The organism is Floridaenema flaviceps BLCC-F50, assembly GCF_041929275.2.
GTDB classification, from domain to species: domain Bacteria; phylum Cyanobacteriota; class Cyanobacteriia; order Cyanobacteriales; family Aerosakkonemataceae; genus Floridanema; species Floridanema flaviceps.
In genome coordinates, this window is record NZ_JBHFNR020000001.1 from 318,430 (window position 1) to 341,597 (window position 23,168).

The 23,168-nt window shown below is 39.7% G+C and carries 19 protein-coding genes; 7 read left to right on the forward strand and 12 right to left on the reverse strand.

The window, feature by feature from the left end:
- Window positions 1-112 precede the first annotated feature (112 nt).
- From ACE1CI_RS01575 to ACE1CI_RS01600, 6 genes are all read right to left on the reverse strand, one after another.
- Entirely contained in the window at window positions 113-1,099 is a 987-nt protein-coding gene (locus tag ACE1CI_RS01575; protein WP_413267759.1) for a glycosyltransferase family 2 protein, read from the reverse strand.
- 60 nt (window positions 1,100-1,159) lie between these two features.
- On the reverse strand, window positions 1,160-2,947 hold the full coding sequence (locus ACE1CI_RS01580) for a hypothetical protein (RefSeq protein ID WP_496615189.1): 1,788 nt from the start codon (window positions 2,945-2,947) through the stop codon (window positions 1,160-1,162).
- Entirely contained in the window at window positions 2,948-3,586 is a 639-nt protein-coding gene (locus ACE1CI_RS01585) for a methyltransferase domain-containing protein (protein WP_413267757.1), read from the reverse strand.
- Window positions 3,587-3,595: 9 nt separating this feature from the next.
- Window positions 3,596-4,819 (reverse strand): glycosyltransferase family 2 protein, encoded by a 1,224-nt coding sequence (locus ACE1CI_RS01590; protein WP_413267756.1) that lies wholly within the window; start codon window positions 4,817-4,819, stop codon window positions 3,596-3,598.
- Between the two features lie 183 nt (window positions 4,820-5,002).
- On the reverse strand, window positions 5,003-7,252 hold the full coding sequence (locus ACE1CI_RS01595; RefSeq protein ID WP_413267755.1) for a CHASE2 domain-containing protein: 2,250 nt from the start codon (window positions 7,250-7,252) through the stop codon (window positions 5,003-5,005).
- Between the two features lie 31 nt (window positions 7,253-7,283).
- Entirely contained in the window at window positions 7,284-8,081 is a 798-nt protein-coding gene (locus ACE1CI_RS01600; protein WP_413267754.1) for a DUF928 domain-containing protein, read from the reverse strand.
- 116 nt (window positions 8,082-8,197) lie between these two features.
- Between ACE1CI_RS01600 and ACE1CI_RS01605 the strand changes: the two genes are divergently transcribed.
- A complete protein-coding gene (locus ACE1CI_RS01605; RefSeq protein WP_413267753.1) occupies window positions 8,198-9,094 on the forward strand; it encodes an alpha/beta fold hydrolase in 897 nt (298 codons plus the stop codon).
- 64 nt (window positions 9,095-9,158) lie between these two features.
- Here the strand turns inward: ACE1CI_RS01605 and ccmS are convergent, their stop codons facing one another.
- Window positions 9,159-9,590, reverse strand: coding sequence for a beta-carboxysome assembly chaperone CcmS (gene ccmS / locus ACE1CI_RS01610; protein WP_413267752.1), 432 nt, complete (start codon window positions 9,588-9,590; stop codon window positions 9,159-9,161).
- A gap of 446 nt (window positions 9,591-10,036) precedes the next feature.
- Window positions 10,037-11,269: an RNA-guided endonuclease InsQ/TnpB family protein gene (locus ACE1CI_RS01615; protein ID WP_413267801.1), complete on the reverse strand. Its 1,233-nt coding sequence runs from the start codon at window positions 11,267-11,269 to the stop codon at window positions 10,037-10,039.
- Window positions 11,270-11,548: 279 nt separating this feature from the next.
- Between ACE1CI_RS01615 and aroC the strand changes: the two genes are divergently transcribed.
- From aroC to ACE1CI_RS01640, 5 genes are all read left to right on the forward strand, one after another.
- A complete protein-coding gene (aroC, locus tag ACE1CI_RS01620; RefSeq protein WP_413267751.1) occupies window positions 11,549-12,661 on the forward strand; it encodes a chorismate synthase in 1,113 nt (370 codons plus the stop codon).
- Window positions 12,651-13,505: an MBL fold metallo-hydrolase gene (locus ACE1CI_RS01625; protein ID WP_413267750.1), complete on the forward strand. Its 855-nt coding sequence runs from the start codon at window positions 12,651-12,653 to the stop codon at window positions 13,503-13,505. Before aroC ends, ACE1CI_RS01625 begins: the two co-directional genes overlap by 11 nt.
- Before the next feature lie 83 nt (window positions 13,506-13,588).
- Window positions 13,589-14,179: a cytochrome P450 gene (locus ACE1CI_RS01630; protein ID WP_413267749.1), complete on the forward strand. Its 591-nt coding sequence runs from the start codon at window positions 13,589-13,591 to the stop codon at window positions 14,177-14,179.
- A gap of 373 nt (window positions 14,180-14,552) precedes the next feature.
- The gene (gene argZ / locus ACE1CI_RS01635) at window positions 14,553-16,667 is read left to right on the forward strand and encodes a bifunctional arginine dihydrolase/ornithine cyclodeaminase (protein ID WP_413267748.1); all 2,115 of its coding nucleotides are present in this window, start codon (window positions 14,553-14,555) and stop codon (window positions 16,665-16,667) included.
- A 162-nt stretch (window positions 16,668-16,829) separates the two neighbouring features.
- Complete coding sequence (locus ACE1CI_RS01640) at window positions 16,830-17,279, forward strand: DUF29 domain-containing protein (protein ID WP_413267747.1); 450 nt, start codon at window positions 16,830-16,832, stop codon at window positions 17,277-17,279.
- Between the two features lie 67 nt (window positions 17,280-17,346).
- Here ACE1CI_RS01640 and ACE1CI_RS01645 read toward each other — a convergent pair whose 3' ends face one another.
- The 4 genes from ACE1CI_RS01645 to ACE1CI_RS01660 all read right to left on the reverse strand — a co-directional run bounded on the left by ACE1CI_RS01645 (window position 17,347) and on the right by ACE1CI_RS01660 (window position 21,116).
- On the reverse strand, window positions 17,347-18,033 hold the full coding sequence (locus ACE1CI_RS01645; RefSeq protein WP_413267746.1) for a Uma2 family endonuclease: 687 nt from the start codon (window positions 18,031-18,033) through the stop codon (window positions 17,347-17,349).
- A 103-nt stretch (window positions 18,034-18,136) separates the two neighbouring features.
- Complete coding sequence (locus tag ACE1CI_RS01650) at window positions 18,137-18,685, reverse strand: NUDIX hydrolase (RefSeq protein ID WP_413267745.1); 549 nt, start codon at window positions 18,683-18,685, stop codon at window positions 18,137-18,139.
- 69 nt (window positions 18,686-18,754) lie between these two features.
- Complete coding sequence (locus tag ACE1CI_RS01655; RefSeq protein ID WP_459564154.1) at window positions 18,755-20,551, reverse strand: N-acetylmuramoyl-L-alanine amidase family protein; 1,797 nt, start codon at window positions 20,549-20,551, stop codon at window positions 18,755-18,757.
- Window positions 20,552-20,567: 16 nt separating this feature from the next.
- Window positions 20,568-21,116, reverse strand: coding sequence for a pyridoxamine 5'-phosphate oxidase family protein (locus ACE1CI_RS01660; RefSeq protein ID WP_413267744.1), 549 nt, complete (start codon window positions 21,114-21,116; stop codon window positions 20,568-20,570).
- A gap of 189 nt (window positions 21,117-21,305) precedes the next feature.
- Here ACE1CI_RS01660 and pyrG point away from each other — a divergent pair, with 189 nt between their 5' ends.
- Complete coding sequence (gene pyrG, locus ACE1CI_RS01665; RefSeq protein WP_413267743.1) at window positions 21,306-23,033, forward strand: CTP synthase; 1,728 nt, start codon at window positions 21,306-21,308, stop codon at window positions 23,031-23,033.
- Window positions 23,034-23,168 lie beyond the last annotated feature (135 nt).

Genomic DNA, 23,168 nt, shown 5'->3' on the forward strand with positions numbered 1-23,168 from the left:
CAAAATTTGTATGGATGTGAATTTCAACAGGAGCGTAGCATCTGAAAAAATATTATATTTCTCAAAATCTCAATAATTAACTAGAATAATTTTTGCCCCCAAACCAAGTTGTCTAAGCAGAATTAATCGCTTTTTCAACGGCGGCATTTTTACTATTTAACTGAGAATTTTCTCGCTCATGAAACTGCCATGCCTGCTTCAATAACCTAAATACAGAAGTTAATTTCAGCCTGACTTTGACACTATATCCTAGTGCGGTACCAGGAAAAATTGTGGCTCGTAACAAATATAAAATTGACCAGGTAATATTTTCCCAAGAAGGAACAATCCAAAAAGCATGAACGAACAAAACATACATTGTACATTCTAATAAATCATGCAGTTGTTTAGGATCATCATATCTGTTTTCATTTATAGCATAATGCCAATGCCACACAAATGTAGCGTCTGAATAGGAAATTCTCCACCCATGCTTACGCAGGATTTTGCCCCAAAGATACCATATTGGCCCAAAACGATAAGTTTCGTCATAGCGTAAACCTTGGTCAAATATCTGTCGGGGATAAACAGAAGAACCATCAGCGATCGCCGCACAATCTGATGGATCTTTGGGAGTACAGCCACAGCCACTTCGATACAACTCTGGAGGACAAAGCAAAGGAGCGTTAGGCTCGTTGTAATTGCGTTCTGGAAAAATCCAAACTCTTTGACGATCGCTTTCCACAACCTCTAAAATCCTCTCTACATAATCTTGGGGGTGTGTATGATCGTCATCTCCTGAGAGAATATGAGTACCTCGACAATTTAAACTAGCATGATTGCGATTTGCATATAGTCCCCGGCGTGGCCCTTTAGTATAAACACAGTTAAATTCTTTAGCTAAGTCTTCTATTTTTGGTGCATAGTTTTCATCGGAATCATCTGATACTACTATTTCAAATGGGGCGACAGTTTGAGAGCGCCAACTTTTCAAACAGCGTTCTAAACTCTCTGGTCTATTTCTAGTCACCAAGGCAACACTAAGGCGAACTTGCGAAGAATCCGTTTGCTTGTGCTGTGTCAAATATTCTGGTTTTCCTTGGTTATAAAAATTCATCATTGAGCATCCTAGACTTTGAATTCAATTGAATATTTGTCCACAGTTAATAATTTTATTAGCTTACAAAGCTTTCAGAGCCGAATATAAAATATCAACTGCGACTTCCTCATCTTTAGGAGTTTTCACTTTAATCCACTTAGTAGCTTGGGGAAACCTCTGCTTTATTTGCAATACCATTTTACTATCACTTTCAAAAGATTTAGAAATCACCAAAATCAATCTCAAATCTTTTGAGCTTGTAAATTTTGATGCTCCTCTGAGGTTAGCTCCCTCTGTACCATGAGTTTGAACTAGAGGCCCCCAAGCATCAACTAGCGGAAGCGTTCGCTGCTTCATTTCTAACCAGGCTCCGAATGGTGCAGGCTCATCCAAAGCTAAGACCACAATATCTTGAGGTGACTTGACCACAGAGTTAATCTGCTCTACTACTGATTTAACATTAACTTTAGATAAAACCGGAACATAAAGTTTATTTGCTGTTGTAATGTAATGCTCTCCTATTCTTTCAAAAACTCCGTTTCTAGCAAAATTACCAACTGTGAAAAAATTAGGAAAAATGAAAAAAAGTATTAATATAATAACTGCCAAAAATTTAGCTGCTCGTTTATGATTATTTTTGAAATAATGTATATAAGCACTTACTAAAAGTATTTGAGTAAATATAAAGAACGCTGACACATATCGGATATTATGAACGATAAAGTTAAATCCCACTTTACCTGTTAAGTAGCCTAGTAGTAAAAAGGGAACAAAAGTAACACAACAGCATAGAATGAATACACTTTTGTCGTAAAGCTTACGGGAGTACAAAAGTAACCAGATAACAACTACTGTTCCGGGAATACCTGCGATCGCTAAGGGAATTTCTCTTTCTCCAGGTCCCCAAGATGCAAACAAAGGGATGAGTCGATCGCTAAAGTAAATCAGGTGCATCAGCCCGCCATAAGCCTGAAAAAGAGCTAGCCCGAGCGAACCCAAGAATGAGACTAAAAGTCCCACTCCTTGAGTAGCAAGCCCAGGCTTGAAATATTCAGCATTTTGAGTCATTGCCGTACTCATCCCTGTTAGATATTGATTCAATAAATTCAAAGAAATGAATGGTAAAAATAGGCAAACTGTAAAGGCTCCCAACAGAAACAACCGTCTGCTTAATGAATATTTAGAATCAAAAAAAAGCAAAGAAATACCCAAATACAAGCCAATGCCTAATGACACAAGAAAAGCAGAGTATTTTAGCCAGTACAATGTCCCTAAGACTACACCTAGCATTCCAGAATGCACGATCGTTTGTTTATAGTTGCTCTCCTGCGACTTAAATCGCCAGCTAACGTATAGCGTGTATAAAAATAACCAGGGCATAATCCCAAAAGGTATTACATCTCCGATTAGCTCAGTTAGACTGGCGATTGTAATGGAATATATGGGTAGTGTGAAAGCAATTACTAACTTTGTAGGCAAATTAGTGCGGATAGCATCCGCTAGCTTAAGCCAACCTAAACAGCCTAACAAAAAAAAGCAATATACAGTTATTTTGGCAGCAATTCCTAACGGTAATCCAATAGCTATTAACGGTAAAAAAAACACAGGAACTCCCGGAGGCCACCACAATGTCCAAGCCTGCACATCTTTGGATATGTCTTGAGGGTTGGGTAGAACAAGCGCATTTATTAAATTCGATTCTCCCCTCAACCACTGCTGGACAGATTTAATTTGAAATGCTGAATCTGCATCTATTCGGAAAGGGTGAATTAAGCTAACTCCAAAGAGTAGGGTAACTAAAAAAAACGTTATTAAGTATGGTACAAAATTATCAAAACGAGAGTTATTAAAAGTCATTTTTGCTACCAATTATTTATTCTCTACTAATAGTTTCGCTACAAAATGCAGATTACTATCAAATATCATTGAAAATGGGGTCGAGTAAAGGTTTAATTTATGCTTCTTTTGTTCACATACGACTCCAGATAATTCATATAATTTATTCCACTGGTTAACAGACAAATAGTTGTAAGGAAGCGGTACATCATAAGCGCGGTTGCCCACCCAGTCCATGAATCGCAAACGAACTCTATCCCACCAATTTTCACAGATATGATCTTTTATTAAAATAAAATTTCGAGATACTCTGGCACATTCATTCATCAATATTAGAGGATTGTCAGTGTGGTGCAACACATCAACTATGATAATAAAATCATAACTTTTATCTTCAAACGGCAGCTTTTGTCCATCAAATTTTACAATATCTATAACAGCATCTTTTCTCTGTAAAATGTCTACACCAACAATTTTTAATTGAGGATTTGAATCTTGTATATATCTTGCTATTTCCCCACTACCACAACCAACATCGATTCCTAGCAACGATTGATTAGGTGGAATCATGGTGTTCAAATGATGGCTTAACCTTTTCACTCTTCTCCCCGAAACAGTCTGGGAGTGTATAGGTTTTACTAACTTCTTTGCTAATAAATCTGTTAAATTCATATATTTCCCCTATCTTCTTTGATGAGTGTAACTGTCTGCTGTAGTCATCGACATAGCTGAAATGAATAAAGAAGAAAATAAAGTTCCAAAGCCTATAATAACCATAGTTGCTGCCAAAGTAGCCCACTCTGGATTCGGTAAAGGTAAAAAACTAGACCTTAGCCACTCAGCCACTAAGTAGATTAGTATAGAGCTACCTACTAGTATCATTACGCTGCCTATCAAAAGACCTGTTTCTAATTTAAAGAATTTGTAAAATTTTTCTAATACTGGATTATGTTTATCAAAGCGGCGACTCCATGAATAAGTCTTTGCGTGTAAACCTAAATTCAAAATTTCAAATCCCACGACACTAAAAATTGTGGCGAATATTCCTGTGACACTGCTAGCGGGTCTGCCACCATGATAAATTAATCCTAAAATTAGTAACAAATGAGTTATTACTCCAATGACCAAAAAAATAAAAGCAGGCCAAAAAAACACCTTGTTTGGACAATACAGCAACATCATCCGTAAACTGCGCCATCCATCTCGAAATGTGCGTAGTTTGGACTGCCCCTTGCGGCTATGTAGTTTAATTGGAACTTCGGCTATTTTTAGTTCAGCTAAACCAGCATTAATTGCCAACTCTAAGTTAAATTCCATGCCCGGACTTACGGGTTGAATTAGATCGTAAGCTTCCCGACTAAACCCTCTAAATCCACAATATACATCTGTATATTTCGTTCCAAACAAAGTATTTAAAATAGCTGTCAGTGCTGGATTACCGATAAAGCGATGGAGCAAAGGCATTGATTTATCTTCAAAACCTTCGATGTATCGGCTACCAGTCACAAAATCATAGCCTTCGTTGATTAATTTTTCTAAGAATTGTGGAATTAAACGAAAATCGTAAGTATCATCTGCATCACCCATAATTAGGTAACTACCTCTAGCATGGGCAAACCCTTTCAAGTAAGCATTACCGTAGCCGCGTAGCGATTGATGTACTACGCGAACACCCATACTTTCTGCAATTTCTACTGAGCTATCAGTTGAGCCATTGTCGCAGACAACTATTTCTCCGTTAATGTTGGCATTGGCAAAGGTTTCCTGAATTTTCTGAATGCAAATACCTATAGCCTCTGCTTCATTAAGACAAGGCATAACTACTGATACTAATGGTTTTTTTTCTCTCTCGTCCACTGGTGATTCTTGATAATTTAATAAATTATCATTGCTACTGCTAAACATTATTTTTTTACCACAAGAAGAGCTTATTAGGCAATAGGCCAACTTTGCAAACAGCGTTCTAAACTCTCTGGTCTATTTCTAGTCACCAAGGCAACACTTAATCTAATTTGCTTTGATGGCAGTTGCATAAAATTTCCCAAAACCTCCTGATTTTACTTATACAATTGGTTTGATCTCAATTGCTTATTTAACCACATTATTTTCTACTTGAGTTGCACTGACGTTAAGTATCTGCTCCAATAGAAGTTTGGCATCTGATGCTACAGTTGTCAATCCTATATAATAAATGTTTTCTTCATTGGGTAATTTCTTTAATACTTTGGCATAGATATCTCCACTAAGGGATGTTTTTTCACAGTTCATCCATAAATTTAACTTGATAGTTTTAAAAATCTCTATATTTCGATCGGTTCTGATTTCTGCTCCTTTGGTTGATAGTTTGACTATACTTGCATCATATATTTTATCATTTATATGCTTGTCTTCTAAGATAGAGTACTGTAATAGAACTTCCTCTTTTAATGGCAGCAGAATATTTTCTTCTTTCGGCAAATGGAGGTTGTACTTTCCCTCTATTCCACCTACTTCATAAATTGAAATTGGATTGGTAGATCCTCTAGGTTGTACCCTCATTTCCGCATCTATTTTTACGATTTCTCCTGCATCTTTGAGGGTAGATTCAGAGATTAAAATTTGCCCACCTACTGTGTAGGATTCAATGCGGGCAGTTAAGTTTACATGATGTCCGACTACGCCGTATTTGGCTCGTTTTGTGGAACCAATATTTCCTACTACTACTTCACCTGTGCTAATGCCAATTCCCATTTCGATTTTTGGCAATCCTAAACGCTCATTTTTCTTGTTTACACTGTCCATTGCTAATTGCATGGCTAGGGCACAAGCGATCGCCCTTTCTGCATCATCTTCTCTTTGCGTTGGCGCACCAAAAAGCACCAAAATGGCATCTCCAATAAATTCATCGATCGTTCCCTGATACTTGACAATTTGATCTGCCATTTCCCCCAAATAAATATTTAACATGGAAACAACTGTTTCTGGCGCTAACTCTTCGGAAACTGAAGAAAAACCGCGCAAATCTGACATTAAAATTGTCACTTTTCGGCGTTCTCCACCAAGTTTAAATCCATCTGTTGATTCCAGCAAATTAGCTACTACTTCATCTGTAAGATAAAGACTAAATGTTTTCCGAATTTCTCCAGCAGTACGGGCAATATAGCTAATAATCACGCTTGCCGAGCCAACAAAAGCAATTACTGGCGGAACTACCGGAACCCACCAACCTTCTAAAAAAGCGAGATAACCTATTAAGAAAAAACCGCCTATTACTGACAATATACTAGCCGTTCTTTTTACAGAAAACTTGCCTACACCTCCTCGATATCGCCACTGCCAAGTTAAAACTGCGCCTATGGTAGCACCAAATAATATCCACAACCACTCTAACCATTCTGGTAAAGTTTTAATTAAAGGACGACCATCCAGAACTGCACTTAAAATCATGCTGGTTAAATGAGCATGAACTTCTACCCCGGAAGTTCTTTGGGGAATGCCGACAAAATTGCTACTATAAGGCGTGTATAATAGATCGTTTAAGCTGGCTGCTGTTGAACCAATTAAGACAATGCGATCGCGCATTAAATCGCTAGGGATGCGATTTTTTAACACATCTATCAGCGAAACAACTTGAAAATTTCCCGCCCCACGAAAGTTTAATATTACCTGATATCCAGCTGCATCAGTACGAACATAACCGCCATCATTAGCTTCAAAAGGAACAAATACCACCTTTCCCAATTGCAAATAATTATTTTTCGCTCCTTTGGGAACTATACCCTCTTTTTTCAAATACATTAAAGCTAATTTCAAGCCCAAGCTTTCTACTTTACCAAGATATAAGAATTGTCGCCGGATTTTCCCATCCGTATCTAAAGGTAAATCGTTAGCACTAATCTGTCCTTTTTCCTTTAAAATTGGCGGCGGATTTACTGCTGGGCCTCCTGCACCGCCTACGACTTTTTTAATGCCTATTAAATTAGGCGTAGTCCTATATAACTGTAATAATTTTTGCTGCTCGGCTTCACTTCCTACAGGTAAATCCCGATAAATATCTAAACCTATGGCTCTAGGTTTTTGTTGTTTAATTTTCTGCAACAATTCTACTAGAATCTTGTCTTTAATCGGCCATTGTTTTAATTCTTGGATGTCTGATTCATTAATTCCCACAATCACAATTCTAGAATCCCTAGCTTCTTTGGGACGCAAGTGAAACATTTGATCGTATGCAGAAAATTCCCAAAACTGAAACAATCCCGCGAAACGTAAAGCAATTACTAATAGAGTGACGCTTGGTACAGTAATTAATACACCACGCCATTCCCAAATTAGCTGTTTTAGTTTTAGCTTAGAAAGCATATTAAATATACCAATTGGTAATCACTAAATTTTAGTTGGGTTTGGATGTACAGCAATCAAGCATTGGCTTTTCTACTAATACATTTAATCCGACAGAATCTAGAAGTTTCTTCCACTGATTTTTTAAATTTCGGTCATCCGGTTTCTGGCGAAGTAAGTCAACTAAAGTTGTTAAACTTTCGTGCCAAATACCTGCTGCTGCATACAAGGCTGGACGATCGGTTGGTGCTGCCTTTTCTAGTTTATTCACTAAACTAGGGTTCAATTGGATTCGCTCCACCCATCCGTCTACGATAACATTTCCACTTTTGTCTGGAAGTTCTTGGTTTGGGTTAGGTGGACAAACCATTGTGAGGAACCAATGATACATTTTGCCCACCTCTAAAGGTGCGGATAATTCATCTTTGGGTAAAGTAAAACTGACAATACCTGAATTAGACGGAACAGCAAGAGTTTTTTTGTAAATTACCTTACCATTTTCCCCGTCTAGCAGCTTAAATTCCAATGCTTCGGCTTTAGATTTGGGAACATACCAAAAGAATGTAGGGTACCCTGATAGTGTTAATCCTAAGTTATTTTGCGGCATTAAGGAAGTGAGAACTCCTGCACTTTCTATACAACCTCCCCGCGAAGCACCTCCGGCAGTCGTTGAAGGTGCGCTTCTGTCTGGTGGCTGGTAACTCTGACTTACTTCCCTGGTTAAATTTTTGACTGGAGTTACTTGTTGATTTTGCCCCTTAACTTCTGTTATTAAGTTGGGAGCGATCGCCAATCCTAAACCCAGACTCACCAGCAAAGTCTTCCCAGTGAGAGCCAATTTCATATTCATGCTCGAATCTTCTTCTAATCTATTTACAAGATAGACTCTAGTTTGGCTTAAATTGCTCCTGAGTGTCAGCAATCTTTATTATCTCGGGCGATCGCATATCAGTTATACTAAAGCTCATGTGGCCTTCTTTTCTTCCTAATTCCGTCGAGCAACTGACAGAATCTACCTCAATTGCTCTAGCACAAAAGATCCAATATCAACCAATTTTCACTCCCTTGAGTACACAACCAATTGGCACAACTTACGTCAATTTGGGTACAAATGGAACACCAATTTTATTACTTCATGGTTTCGATAGTTCAGTTTTAGAATTTCGCCGACTATTACCCATTCTTGCCGAAAAACAAGAAACTTGGGCGATCGATCTCTTAGGTTTTGGCTTTACAGAAAGAAACCCATTACTTAGCTTTAGTCCTAGTGCGATCGCCACACACCTCTACTATTCCTGGAAAACTTTAATCAACCAACCAGTAATTTTAGTCGGCGCTTCTATGGGAGGTGCAGCTGCAATTGACTTTACTCTTACTTATCCCCAAGCAGTTAAAAAGTTAATCTTAATTGATAGTGCAGGTTTCACCGCCGGACCCGCAATGGGCAAATTTTTATTTCCGCCTTTGGGTTATTTAGCTACTGAATTTTTACGGAGTCCTCAAGTCCGTCAACGTATTAGTGTTAACGCTTATTGTCACCCTAGTTTTGCTTCGGTTGATGCTCAATTATGTGCCGCATTGCATTTACAAACCTCTGGTTGGGCACAAGCTTTAATTGCCTTTACCAAAAGCGGCGGTTACGGTTCTTTTCGGCAAAAACTCAAAGATATTGAGCAACCAACTTTAATTTTATGGGGAGAATCTGACCGAATTTTGGGTATTGGTGACGCGGAAAAATTGCAGAATGCGATCGCCAATAGCAAACTAATCTGGATCGCCAACTGTGGTCACGTACCCCACTTAGAAAAACCAGAAATTACCGCCCAACATATTCTCAACTTCATCGCCGAACCGGATGATTAGCAAGTTGAACAATTGCCGAGCTTTGCGGAAAATGCCCCTAAACTTTGTATAATTTAGCGATCGCTTATTCGATCGCTATTTGTTCGCACATCCTTTCTTCTAAATGTTCCAACAAAGTATCCACATCTTTCGCCACCTCAGCAAAACAATCAGGTGGTGAAGGTTCCGGTTCAAATTGCACCAACTTAATTTGACCGCTACCAATGCCAATAATCAAAACTTCTTGCTTCGGATTATGTGCATCTAAAATGCCCAAAATTTCCTGAAGTTGATTCTCGACCTTTTGATTCAATGCTTCGATCGCATTTCTGGGGCAGTATACAAAATGCGGTGATGGTTCGAGATCGATACCCAAAGTATCTTCACTTTCTCCCCTTTGTTGCATTAACCCCCAAGCTAGGGCTGCTAATTCTTTCTGATTTTGCTTGACGAAATCATTTAACTGTTGTCGCCAGTTATTCGCGCCCTGATTTGACTGGGTACTACCAAACATCATAATTACTTGTGTTCTGTCTTTGCCAATGTTAATTCAAATTTCAACTCAGACTGTACTCGCCAAAGGTTAGCATAAATTTTCCCTTGTTCGAGCAATTGTTTGTTTTGTTTCACAATCTACCACTTTGCCATCTTTGCCATGATTAATTACACAGATAGCATCGTTTTATCAAACAGGTGATGCTTTTCAGGTTAAGTCTTAAGCTTTTGCTATCTTAACGGCTATTATCACCTCTGGAAGTATAATGCAAAACTACCATAAGCAATATTTCTGGAAATCTTGTCAGGGAACCAAAATATAGTCTGTCAAACTAAGTTAATGCACCTGTAGCAGACAAAACTAACACAAACTAACATCATCAATATTAACGCCTATTTTCCACAGATCAATAATTGAGAGCATATTTATCCATTATCTGCCCTCTGGATTCAAAGCAGTTAGGTGAACTACCCACACTGTACCGTCAGGTCAGTGTGGGCTTCCTGTCCAACAGAAAGCGCAGTAGTGGATTTCTTACGTCCTCCCTTACTGCGACTTACATCTGGACAACAGGCTTTATCCCCCGTTCCAGAGGTCAAACCTTCGACTGCGCTCAGGTTTAAAATTCGTAGACCCTCATCTCTGAGATTAATACTTGCGTTCACATCTCTGTCATGCTTTGTGTTGCAGTGTTCGCAAGTCCAAAATCTTACATCTAGTGGCAAACTACCAACTTGATTAAGACAAACATGACAAGTTTTAGAACTAGGGAAAAATCTATCCACCTCTAGATAAATCTTTCCTGACATTTCTGCCTTGTATTTCAACATAGTGCAGAACATTCCCCACCCGACTTGGTGGATAGATTTAGCTAGTTTAGATTGGTGCATCATGCCTTTCACATTAAGATTTTCAAGCACTATGACTTGGTTTTCGTTCACTATCCTACGAGATAGCTTGTGCAGAAAATCCTCACGACAGTTAGTTATTTTCCTGTGGACTCTAGCAACTTTCAATCTTGCTTTAATGCGGTTATTAGAGCCTTTCTGTTTTCTGGATAGGTGCTGTTGTTTTAGCTTCAGATTCTTTTCATGCTTGGCGAGTATTCTTGGATTTTCAAACTTAGAGCCATCGCTAGTAACAGCGAAGTGAGTCAACCCCAGATCGATGCCTATTGCTTTGCCTTCGACTTTTTGTTCTGGCTTATCTTTGCCGTCCTCAAAAAGGATTGCTGCAAAGTATTGATTAGAACAGTTTTTAGATACAGTTACGGTTTTAACTTTACCCTCAATAGGTCTATGGATAATTGCTGTTACATCTCCTATTTTGGGGAGAGTTAAATAATTGTTTCCAACTTTGACATTTTGAGAGTATTGTATTGACTGCTTACCATGCTTAGATTTGAACTTGGGATACTTTGCTCGTTTTTCAAAGAAGTTATTAAATGCAACTCCCAGATTCAAACAAACCTGCTGCAAACATTGTGAATAGGTCAAAGACAACCATTCATACTCTTTCTTTAACTGAGGGATTATCTTTTTGACTTCGTATCCAGACAGCCCTTTGCCAGTTTCTTTATATGTTCGGTTTGTCAAATCCAAGCAATAATTCCATAGCCAACGACAAGAGCCAAAAGCTTGCGCTAATGACTGCTGTTGCTGGACATCTGGGTATAGCCTAACTTTAACGACCTTTAACATATTAGAGTAAACAACGTTTGTTATAAAGGAGTATAACACAGGAATTGTACCCTGCGGGAAGCAAGCTACGTTTGGGACCTGTCTTCCTCCCTTGCTATCGCATTGGTCTAATGACTGTCGTCAACACAAGAGCAATTCATCTCATCACCTACCCTGTCGGGTAGGTGATGAGATGAATTGCGGATTTAGCTAAAATTTAGTTAAGTTCAGCTACCCAGCCTGCAACCCCAAACACCAATCGCTGATAAAATCAAAGTTTTCAGCATCCTCAACAACATCATGGGTAACATTTTCGGACATTTATTTCGCATTACCACATTTGGTGAATCTCATGGCGGCGGAGTCGGAGTAGTCATCGACGGTTGTCCGCCAAGACTGGAAATAACTCCGGCAGAAATTCAACAAGAATTAGACAGAAGACGACCTGGACAGAGTAAGATTACCACTCCCCGGAAAGAAGCCGACAGTTGCGAAATTCTTTCCGGTGTTTTTGAAGGTAAAACATTAGGAACATCTATCACAATTTTGGTGAAAAATCAAGATACTCGACCCCAAGATTATGATGAAATGGCGGTAAAATATCGTCCATCCCATGCCGATGCAACTTACGACGCGAAGTATGGGATTCGCAACTGGCAAGGCGGGGGGCGATCGTCGGCGCGGGAGACAATCGGGAGAGTGGCAGCGGGTGCGATCGCTAAAAAAATCCTGAAACAATTCGCCAACACAGAAATTATCGGTTACGTTAAACGCATCAAAGACCTGGAAGGAATCGTTGACCCCAATACAGTGACGATGGAACAGGTAGAAAGCAACATCGTTCGCTGTCCTGACTTAGAATGTTCAGACCGGATGATTGAGCTAATCGAGGAAATAAGGAAACAAGGCGATTCGATCGGTGGGGTAGTAGAATGCGTTGCTCGCAACATTCCTCCCGGATTAGGTGAGCCAGTATTCGATAAACTAGAAGCAGACTTAGCAAAAGGAGTGATGTCCTTACCCGCCAGTAAAGGATTTGAAATTGGTTCCGGCTTTGCTGGTACTTTACTAACAGGCAGCGAACACAACGACGAATTCTATACTGACACAGATGGACACATCCGAACCGTTACCAACCGATCGGGTGGTATTCAGGGTGGCATTTCCAACGGTGAAAATATCATCATCCGAGTAGCCTTTAAACCAACTGCTACGATCCGAAAAGAACAGCGTACTGTAACCAATGAAGGAGAAGCAACCACCTTGGCAGCTAAAGGAAGACATGACCCTTGCGTACTACCAAGAGCAGTGCCTATGGTAGAAGCAATGGTTGCCTTAGTGTTATGCGATCACCTTCTGCGGCAACAGGGGCAATGCGGCACCTTGAAATTTGAAGTTACACATGGAAAATAGCAATTCTTCTGACGAATTTCTAGTTCAATTCTGGGGTGTCCGAGGTAGTATCCCCACCCCTGGAAATCAAACTGCGCGTTACGGAGGTAACACCTCTTGTATCGAAATGAGAATTGGTGGCAAACGCCTAATTTTCGATGGCGGTAGCGGTTTGCACGTTTTGGGTAGAGAACTACTCAAAACTATGCCCGTAAAAGCGTATATGTTCTTTACCCATTACCATTGGGATCACATTCAAGGCGTACCAATGTTTATCCCAGCTTTTGTTGAGGGTAATCATTTTCAAATTTTTGGCGCAGTTCCCGATCAAAATGGCTCTTTAGAACAACATTTTATGGAGCGAGTACTTCACCCCAATTCTCCAGTTCCCATTAAAGGAATGCAGGCAAATATAGAATTTTGCCACATTTCTTGCGGGGATAAATTCAAACTTGACGATATCATCATTGAAACAGGCCCCCTAAATCATCCGAATGGCGCAATGGGTTATCGCGTCACCTGGCGAGGACATTCGGTATTTTACTGTACGGATACAGAACATTATCCAGACCATATAGATGAAAATGTGCTGCAATTAGCTCATAATGCAGACCTGTTAATTTACGATTCCATGTATACCGATGAGGAATATCATAATCCCAAATCTCCGAAAGTTGGCTGGGGGCATTCAACCTGGGAAGAAGGGGTAAAAGTATGCGAAGAAGCTAAAGTCAAAAGGTTTGTGAAGTTTCATCACGAACCTGCTCATACCGATGATTTTCTCGATCGACTCGAAGAAAAAATCCTCGCCGCTTCTCCTAATGCTGTCTTAGCTAAAGAAGGAATGATTTTAAAAGTAGTTTAGGAGAATTATCAGTTGGAAATTGGCAAAGAGTTTACAATTTGAAATATTTGCACTCAATATCTATTTTCCCTGGAATAAGCAAGATGACTACTACAACTGATAATTCTCAGACACTGCCTTTGCCACCTGGAAATTTTGGTTTGCCTTTGATTGGAGAAACAATCCAGTTTCTTCGTGACCCTGATTTCATGGAAAAGCGGCAAAAGAAATACGGTTCTATTTTTAAAACCCGAATTTTTGGCGCTGATTCAATTGTCATAGTCGGAGCAGAAGCAAACCGTTTTGTTCTTACCAATAACCAGTATTTTGCTGTTAGTTTGCCCCAAAGTACAAAAATTCTTTTGGGGCCGAATTCTTTATCCTTACAAGAGGGTAGTCAACACCAGTCTCGGCGCAAATTGCTTTCTTATGCTTTCCAACCCAAAGCATTAGCAGGTTATTTACCGGAGATGGAAAAGATTACTCAGGAATATTTGCAAAAATGGCAACAAATTAATACCTTAACTTGGTATCCCGAACTGAGAAATTACACATTTGATGTTGCCAGTACTTTGTTGATTGCAACAGAATCAGGTTCTCAAACCTCTTTAAGTAAACTCTTTAAAGATTGGTGCTATGGATTATTTACATTCCTATACCAAAGTCTTTGCTGTCTATTTAGTGCGAGATTATAGTTGAGAACTTTTACCTGAGCAAAATTTAGAATGGTTTTTTATAAGTAAATTTCTGATGAGAAAGATGGGTTACTTAATTTCTCAGCAATTCTACTTGAGTTAGATTATTTACATAGGTATCGATATAGGTATTTGTGATTAGAGGAAAAAACCTAAAACTGATATGAGGAGAGCGATCGCGCTTCTGAAACATCACCCAGAGGTAGGAATTGTACAGGATGAGCAGGAAAATATTGACCTATCTCCTTTAGAATAGAGATTTGGCCTTTAATATGTATGACCCGCATCTACTCCTGAGAGTTTGACTAGGGGTAAGTTTATTGCGGCTTATGTATAAAGTCTCAAGCCGTACAGTTGAGCTAGCTAATTTATTATGACTGATCCGATTCGCTTCCTGATGTGCCCTCCCGACCATTACGACGTAGATTATGTGATTAATCCCTGGATGGAGGGCAATATACACAAGTCTTCACGCGATCGCGCCGTCGAACAATGGCAAAAACTGCACCATGTCCTAAAAGATCATGCGTTGGTAGATTTGGTTAACCCGGAAAAAGGTTGGCCTGATATGGTATTTACCGCTAACGCAGGTTTAGTATTAGGTAAAACCGTTGTTTTGAGTCGTTTTTATCACAAAGAACGCCAAGGGGAAGAACCATATTTTAAAAAATGGTTTGAAGACCAAGGTTACACAGTTTACGAGTTACCGAAAGATTTACCTTTTGAAGGCGCGGGTGATGCTTTACTCGATCGCGAAGGTCGCTGGTTATGGGCGGGTTATGGTTTCCGTTCTGAACTAGATTCTCACCCTTATTTGGCAAAATGGCTAAATATTGAAGTACTTTCTTTGCGCTTAATTGATGAGCGATTCTATCATTTAGATACTTGCTTTTGTCCTTTAGCTGGTGGTTATTTACTTTACTATCCTCCAGCATTTGATTCTTACTCAAATCGCTTGATTGAAATGCGGGTTGCGCCAGAAAAACGGATTGCGATCGCAGAAGCAGACGCAGTTAACTTTGCTTGTAACGCTGTCAATGTTGATGACGTGGTGGTGATGAATAAAACAAGCGACAGCTTAAAGCAACGGTTGAAAGAATGCGGTTTTCAGGTAATAGAAACACCATTAACTGAGTTTTTAAAAGCTGGTGGCGCAGCGAAATGCTTGACCTTGCGCGTTACTGAACCTGTGAGAGTGGAAATCCACAGCTTAGTTTCTGTGGAAAGTCGCACTATTCGCATGGAAGGTCATTTGCTAGATTCTGGTTTAATTAGTCGCGCCTTAGACTTAATTGTAGAAAATGGTGGTAGTTTCCAAGTTTTGAATTTTAACTTGGGAGAACAACGCCAAAGTACTTCTTCTGCTGAGGTCAAAGTCTCTGCTCCCGATCATGAGATTATGGAAGAGATTATGTCTCAGTTGATCGATCTGGGTGCTTTACCTCCGCCTCAAGAAATTTGTGATGTTAATACGGAAGCTGTAACTATTCCAGGTGTTGCACCAGATGACTTTTACGTTACTACGATTTACCCAACGGAAGTGCGGGTACATTGCGAATGGGTGAAGGTACAAAATCAGCGCATGGATGGCGCGATCGCAGTAAACTTTACTCCAGACGGACCGATCGCTAAATGTAAATTGCTCAGAGATTTGGAAATTGGCGATCATGTAATTGTAGGTGTGGAAGGTATCCGCACTATCCGCAAAACTGAGTCTCGCGAACAAAGAAATACTCAAGAATTCAGTTTTATGGGTTCGGGTGTTTCCAGCGAACGCCGTGTAGAATTGGTTGTGGAACAAATCGCTTGGGAATTGCGGCAAATTCGCGACCAAGGCGGTAAAGTAGTGGTGACAGCAGGGCCAGTGGTGATTCATACTGGTGGTGCGGAACACCTTTCCCGGTTGATTCGGGAAGGTTATGTACAAGCTTTGTTGGGCGGAAATGCGATCGCAGTTCACGACATCGAACAAGCAATGATGGGAACCTCGTTAGGTGTGGATATGAAGCGAGGCGTTGCTGTTCGCGGTGGGCACCGTCACCACTTAAAGGTTATTAACACGATTCGCCGTTACGGAAGTATCGCCAAAGCTGTGGAAAATGGCGTAATTAATGGTGGGGTAATGTACGAATGTGTTCGCAGCAATGTACCTTTCTGTTTAGCTGGTTCGATTCGTGATGATGGCCCGTTACCAGATACCGAAATGGATTTGATTAAGGCACAAGAAGAGTATGCCAGATTGCTCCAAGGTGCCGACATGATTTTAATGCTTTCTTCCATGTTGCACTCGATCGGTGTGGGTAATATGACACCTGCGGGAGTGAAGATGGTTTGTGTGGATATTAACCCAGCTGTGGTGACAAAGTTAAGCGATCGGGGTTCTATTGAATCTGTCGGCGTTGTTACCGATGTGGGTTTATTCCTCAGTTTGTTAACCAAACAATTGGATAAACTAACCAGTCCTTATCACATCGCTAAGACTGTTTAATTAAGTCCAATCTTTTAATTATTTAAGCTGCCCTAAGTTAGCAATTTTGGGCAGTTTTTTTATTAGAGGTCGCTTGTTATGCTAACATATCACCTGTAAACATATAGATTTCCTGGTTAATAAAAACAGTCAAATATATTCTTTGCTAAAAAAGAGGAAATCATGCTCAACATTACTGATTTAAAAGAGCTTTATGAAGTTGATGACATTAAATGGTTGGATACAACCATCAAACTTCTGAAAAATCGTCAATTTGATTCACTCGATCTGGAAAATTTAATTGAGGAATTAGAAGAATTGGGGAAAAGAGAGAGAAATTCTGTAGTCAGTCTTTTAGAGCAGATAATTCGGCATCTATTATTGCTAAAATATTGGACGGCTGAAAAAGACAATAATTCTGCTCATTGGCAAAGCGAAATCTATAATTTCCGATTACAGCTAAATCGAAAATTAACTACAACCCTTTTTAATTATTTAGAAAATGAATTAGAACAAATCTATCAGGATGCAAAAGGTTATGTGGAATTAAAAACTCAGAACTCGGTTGAGTTTCCTTCTCAATGCCCCTACTCACTTGATGAACTACGCGATCGGACTTGGTGGCCTGGATAAATCCACCTGTTGAAGTTTTTTCTCTATATTATAGTTAGTTGATTATGTGTTAACCAGCGATCGCTAACTAGCCTTTACCCAATTGTTGCACAAAATCTTGATGTTCTTGGCTAACTAATCCCTGCTGCAAAACCTCTAAAACTTTAGCTAAATTTCCCGCCAACAAAGCCGCTTTATCTAACCACAATCCCGGAAATACAACAGAAGAGATTATACCCTCACTGTTGGGTTCAACTTTAATATATTCTCCGGCATTTAATCTAAACCAATCAAATTCTCGATCGTAAATTCGCCAGACTAAATATTCTTGTACTCCATTGCGACGATAAACGTTAAGCTTTTGATGTAAATCTAAAGACGCAGTAGAAGCGGCAATTTCTATAATTAATTCTGGCGCACCTTCGACATAATCATCTTCACTAATACGAGATTGTCCCGCCTGTTCAATTCTTAATAAACCATCTGGTTGCGGTTCGTTATCAGCATCAAGGCGCACAGTTGAGTTATCAAGTGTTTCCACTCCCGGCGTAGCTGCTTCGTAGGTTCCTAACCAGGTCATAATGTGAGAATGGGGTTTGCCATGTTTTTTTGCTCTTACTGGAGATGCCATATAAACAATTCCTTCAATTAATTCTGCCTTCTTTACTTCAGGCATTGCTTCATAACGGCGCTCAAACTCCACACGGGTTAGTTTGTCGCCATTTTCTAATGGCGGAATCGTTGAAGGAGGAGAACTTACAGTAGCAGATCTCATCAGTTTTCCATCACTTATTATTCATCAATCGTAATTATAACATTGATGAATTATAAACAGGGAATCCGATATTTTAACAATTTACTGAATATTCTAATAATTCTCACATTTGAGACAAAAAATTCAACCCCAGGAAAATAGCTGCGATCGTTCCTGAAACCCGAATTTCTCCTTGATTAATTTTAGTCATTACCCGATCGATCGGCATTAAAACCACTTCCACATCTTCTGTAACATCAAGGTTTTGTTTCCCTGTTAACTGCACATTTTTTGCTAGAAACAAGTGGATTTTATTTGTATCTTTAATCGGGTTATCATACAAAGTTGCTAATTTAACCCAATCCTCTGTAACATAACCCGTTTCTTCTTCCAGTTCTCTTCGCGCCGCAACTTCCGCATCTTCTATTTCTGGGTGAAAACTTCCCGCAGGAAGTTCTAATAAAATTTCCCCTGTCGCGTGTCGATATTGGCGCACAAATACAATTTCTTGATTTTCAGTAACGGGGAAAACTAAGGCAATATCTGGACGAACAACGACAAAAAAATCATCAATGATTTCCCCTTTCGGTAATTCTACTTCATCTTGCCGAATTGTTACCCATTTGTTATGAAAAACGAGTTTCGATTTAAGGATTTTCCATTTTTTAATCATTGGTCATTTTCCCCAATCTTGTAGGACAGGCATCTTGCCTGTCATCCCCAATTACTCTGTCATCCCCAATCACTGTTTAAACCATTCTGTAATTGCATCTGCTAATGTTGCAGCTAGTTTACTTTGTTCTTGGGGATTTGTTACCCATTCAAATTCAAAAGGATTGCTCATAAAACCTAATTCTAACAATACTGAAGGGGCAGAATAGGGGCGAGTTAATGCGAGGTTATTCCAATATACTCCGTAGGAAGGGCGGTTTAATTTTTGCACTAAATATTTTTGCAAAAATACTGCTAAACTATGGGCTTGGGGATGATACCAAAAAGTTCCCACGCCGCTAGTATTAAAAGCATCACCATAGTCGGGAAGGGAATTATGATGAATGGAAATTGCGATCGCAGGTTGTACGCTATCAATCATCGCCATCCTTTCTGGCAAAGATACAGTTTTATCATCCTCTCTTGTCATATAAACTGTCGCACCCCTGGCAACTAATTGATCTCGCAATAATCGAGATACACTCAAATTAACATCTTTTTCTAAATAACCATTTGGCCCTGCTGCCCCTGGTTCTGTTCCCCCATGTCCAGGATCTAATAAAATAGTAATACCCGTTAAAGGTTTCTCGGTTTGTGAGGAAGTTGTGGGCGAATGTCTTAAAGTTAAAACTAAACTTGTTCCCTCATATTTTAGTTGATAACCCCATTGTTGCCCTGACTTTAAATTAAAGGTATACTGCACTTGATTCGGCGCGACTTGTTGCCAATCTAAACGGGAAATTAATGGGTTATCATCAAGCCGAATAATATCAGTTTGGGCGGTGGTGTTGTAAAGTGTTAAGGTGAAAGTGCGATCGCCTTGTTGTACACTCACAGGTACAGGAACTTGTAAGGGAAATATCACCTGAGTTGCACCAGGAATTTCTCGCGCACTCACGCTGCGAATAATCGATTTTGGTGGTACACTTCCTCTAGAAATTCGTACTTCTTCAGCTTTAATCCAACCACCATAATCTAATCTTACCCAGTCACCTTCTCGCCCAGTTATTGTTGCTATTGTTCCTTTTGGTAAAGGTGTTAAACGCGAATGATCTGTACTTGGCCCAGTACGGGCAACCCCAGCATCTACAATCACTTCAGCTATTTCTAAATCTGCGGGAGTTAAGATCGAAATTCTCCCTTGCCCTACCTGAGATACAGTATTTCCATTGGCGGTTAATTGAAATTCGGGAAATCCTAATTCTCCCGCTTCTGATGCTACGGCGCAACCTTCATATTTTCCACTCGCATTTAAGCCCCCCTTATCAAGGGGGGTTGGGGGGATCGGTTGATTTTGGTCGGCTAAAACTGCTAAATTAGGAGGTAATTCTACCTTTTTTCCTTGAGGATATAACTCAATATTCTGATTACCTAGTTTAACTGTAACTGTGGCGTTTGTGGGTGCGATCGCACTAAAACAAATCAACTCCCCCGGTAATCTAGCAATATTCACTGAAGGTGACAAAGAACCTTGAGCAAAAGCAAAACCTTTTGGTAAATTTGCTTGTTGAGAAATGCGATTAACTCTGATCCGTCTTTCTTGATTTTGATAACGGAAAACAAAGACATTTTCGCCCATTTGTAAAGGAAATCTTGGCGCAAAATGTCCCGCCGGACTCCTTTGAATTGGTTGCCCATTTACTAACACATTCCCTGCGGGTGGTGCCGAACCTAAAAAGAACATTTTATCAGAACTTGTTTGATATTCTGTCTGCGAAGGGAAAGAAATAACTAGTGATTGTTGTGCCACAGCCATATCTATAATTGAGTTAAGTGTAATGAAAGCAATTCCAATTCCTAAACCAGCTAATTTTACAGCTTTTACCATTGGTTAATACTGCTCCTTAATGATTTTCCAAAATTCTGGTTGGCAGTCCATCAATAGTAGTTTGATTCTTTTCACGCCAATAGTCAAAAATTCCCTGTTCACCCTTTTTAATTGCCCATTGTTTCAAAGTTTCCCTTTCCTCTTTAAACTCAAAAATTGGTACACCATAGCCGCAAGAAGTTTGCGCCGACTCAATATTTAACACAATAATTTGCCGTTCTCCTGGCAAAGAATCAAACAAACTATAAAACTGCGACCATTCCCGATCTTTAGGGCTAATTACTTGTCCTTTGCCATAAAGTCTTAAAATTAAAGGTTTTTCCGTAAAACTGCAAAACATAATCGTCATTCGCCCATTTTCATATAAATGAGCCGCTGTTTCATTACCACTACCAGTTAAATCTAAATAAGCCACAGTTTTCCGATCGATACAACGAAAAGTATCAATTCCTTTGGGTGATAAATTAATTCGACCCGAAAGGGGCGCAGTAGCAGTAAAAAATACCTTTTGTTCCGCAATGAATTGGCGTAAATAATCGTCCAACTGAGTGTAAAATTTAGCCATAAACAACCTCCAAATAGAACTGGAAATTTACAAAAGTTTGAACCAGACAAAAATTAGCTAAAATTAACAGAATAAATCTTTGACAAAAATGCTATCCTGTGTAAGGGGTTGTAGACCATAATCGCAAAGGTTGAGATTGTGGCACAATTAACCGGGTAGGTTGGAAGAACGCTCTCATTTAAGCATTTTATGGCTAAGTTTGTCTTTGTAACAGGCGGTGTAGTTTCTAGTATTGGCAAGGGAATTGTAGCAGCTAGCTTAGGTCGGTTGCTCAAGTCGCGGGATTATTCAGTATCCATCCTGAAACTAGACCCATATATTAACGTCGATCCGGGAACAATGAGTCCCTTTCAACATGGGGAAGTTTTTGTCACCGAAGATGGGGCGGAAACAGATTTAGATTTAGGACACTATGAACGCTTCACAGACACTTCAATGTCGCGCCTCAATAGTGTGACTACTGGATCAATATATCAGGCGGTAATTAATAAAGAACGTCGCGGTGATTATATGGGGGGAACAGTACAAGTGATTCCCCATATTACTAACGAAATAAAAGAACGGATTCGTCGAGTTGCTAAAAATACTAACCCGGATGTAGTAATCACTGAAATTGGTGGTACGGTTGGGGATATTGAATCATTGCCATTTTTAGAAGCGATTCGCCAACTTCGTAAAGATGTGGGACGGCAAAATGTGCTGTATATGCACGTTACTTTAGTTCCTTGGATTGCTTCTGCTGGGGAAATGAAAACTAAACCGACACAACATTCGGTGAAAGAATTGCGATCGATCGGGATACAACCAGATATTTTAGTATGTCGGAGCGATCGCCCAATTCCCAGCAGTCTCAAACATAAACTTTCGGAATTTTGCGACGTACCAGAACAATGCGTCATCGCTTCCATCGACGCTAAAAGTATTTACGAAGTACCACTACTTTTAGAAAGGGAAGGATTAGCGCAACAAGCATTAGAATTATTGCAATTAGAACAGCGCCAACCTGATTTAAGTAATTGGCAAACTTTAGTCGATCGGCTTTACAGTCCCAAAAATAGCATTGAAATTGCCATTGTTGGTAAATACGTTCGGTTAAGTGATGCTTATTTATCAATGGTAGAAGCATTGCGTCATGCTGCGATCGAACTTTCCCTCGACCTCAATTTAAAATGGGTAAACTCAGAAGATATTGAAACTGAAGGTGCAGAAAAATATCTGCAAAATGTTGATGGCGTAGTTGTCCCTGGAGGATTTGGCAGTCGCGGTGTAGATGGTAAAATCGCCGCAGTAGAATACGCTCGAAATCATCAAATTCCCTTCTTAGGTTTATGCTTAGGAATGCAATGTTCCGTCATGGAATGGGCGCGAAATGTAGCAGGATTAAAAGATGCCAATAGTGCCGAATTCGATCCTAATACTGCTAATCCAGTAATTAACCTTTTGCCCGAACAACATGATGTAGTAGACTTGGGCGGTACAATGAGATTAGGGCTTTATCCTTGTCGATTAGCACCTAATACTTTAGCTAAGCGTTTGTACGGAAAAGAAGTAGTTTATGAACGCCATCGCCACAGGTACGAATTTAACAACGCTTATCGTAACCTGTTTTTAGAAAATGGCTACGCTATCAGCGGAACTTCACCCGATGGACGGTTAGTAGAAATTATCGAACTTCCCAGTCACCCCTTCTTCATTGCTACCCAATTCCACCCAGAATTTCAATCTCGTCCCAGCACACCTCACCCCTTATTTAAAGGGTTTATTCAAGCAGCTTTCAAAGTTAAATCTGGAGAAAGTGCAACTCCTACAACCAGTCAAAAACTGATTATTGCACCCGGAATAAATGCTGCCGAACAAGTGATAATTGCTGATGCTGATAGAGATCCCATTTTGAATGCTACAAGCGAAGTTAAATAATAAATAATTCAAAATGGACAATTTCACCCAAGAAAGGCAGAAGTTTTCCAGGGAAGATGGGGGGAAAGGTGAAAGAGAAAAGAATTTTTTAGCCTTTCCTCAAAATTTATCAGTGATATCAATCAAAAATCCTAA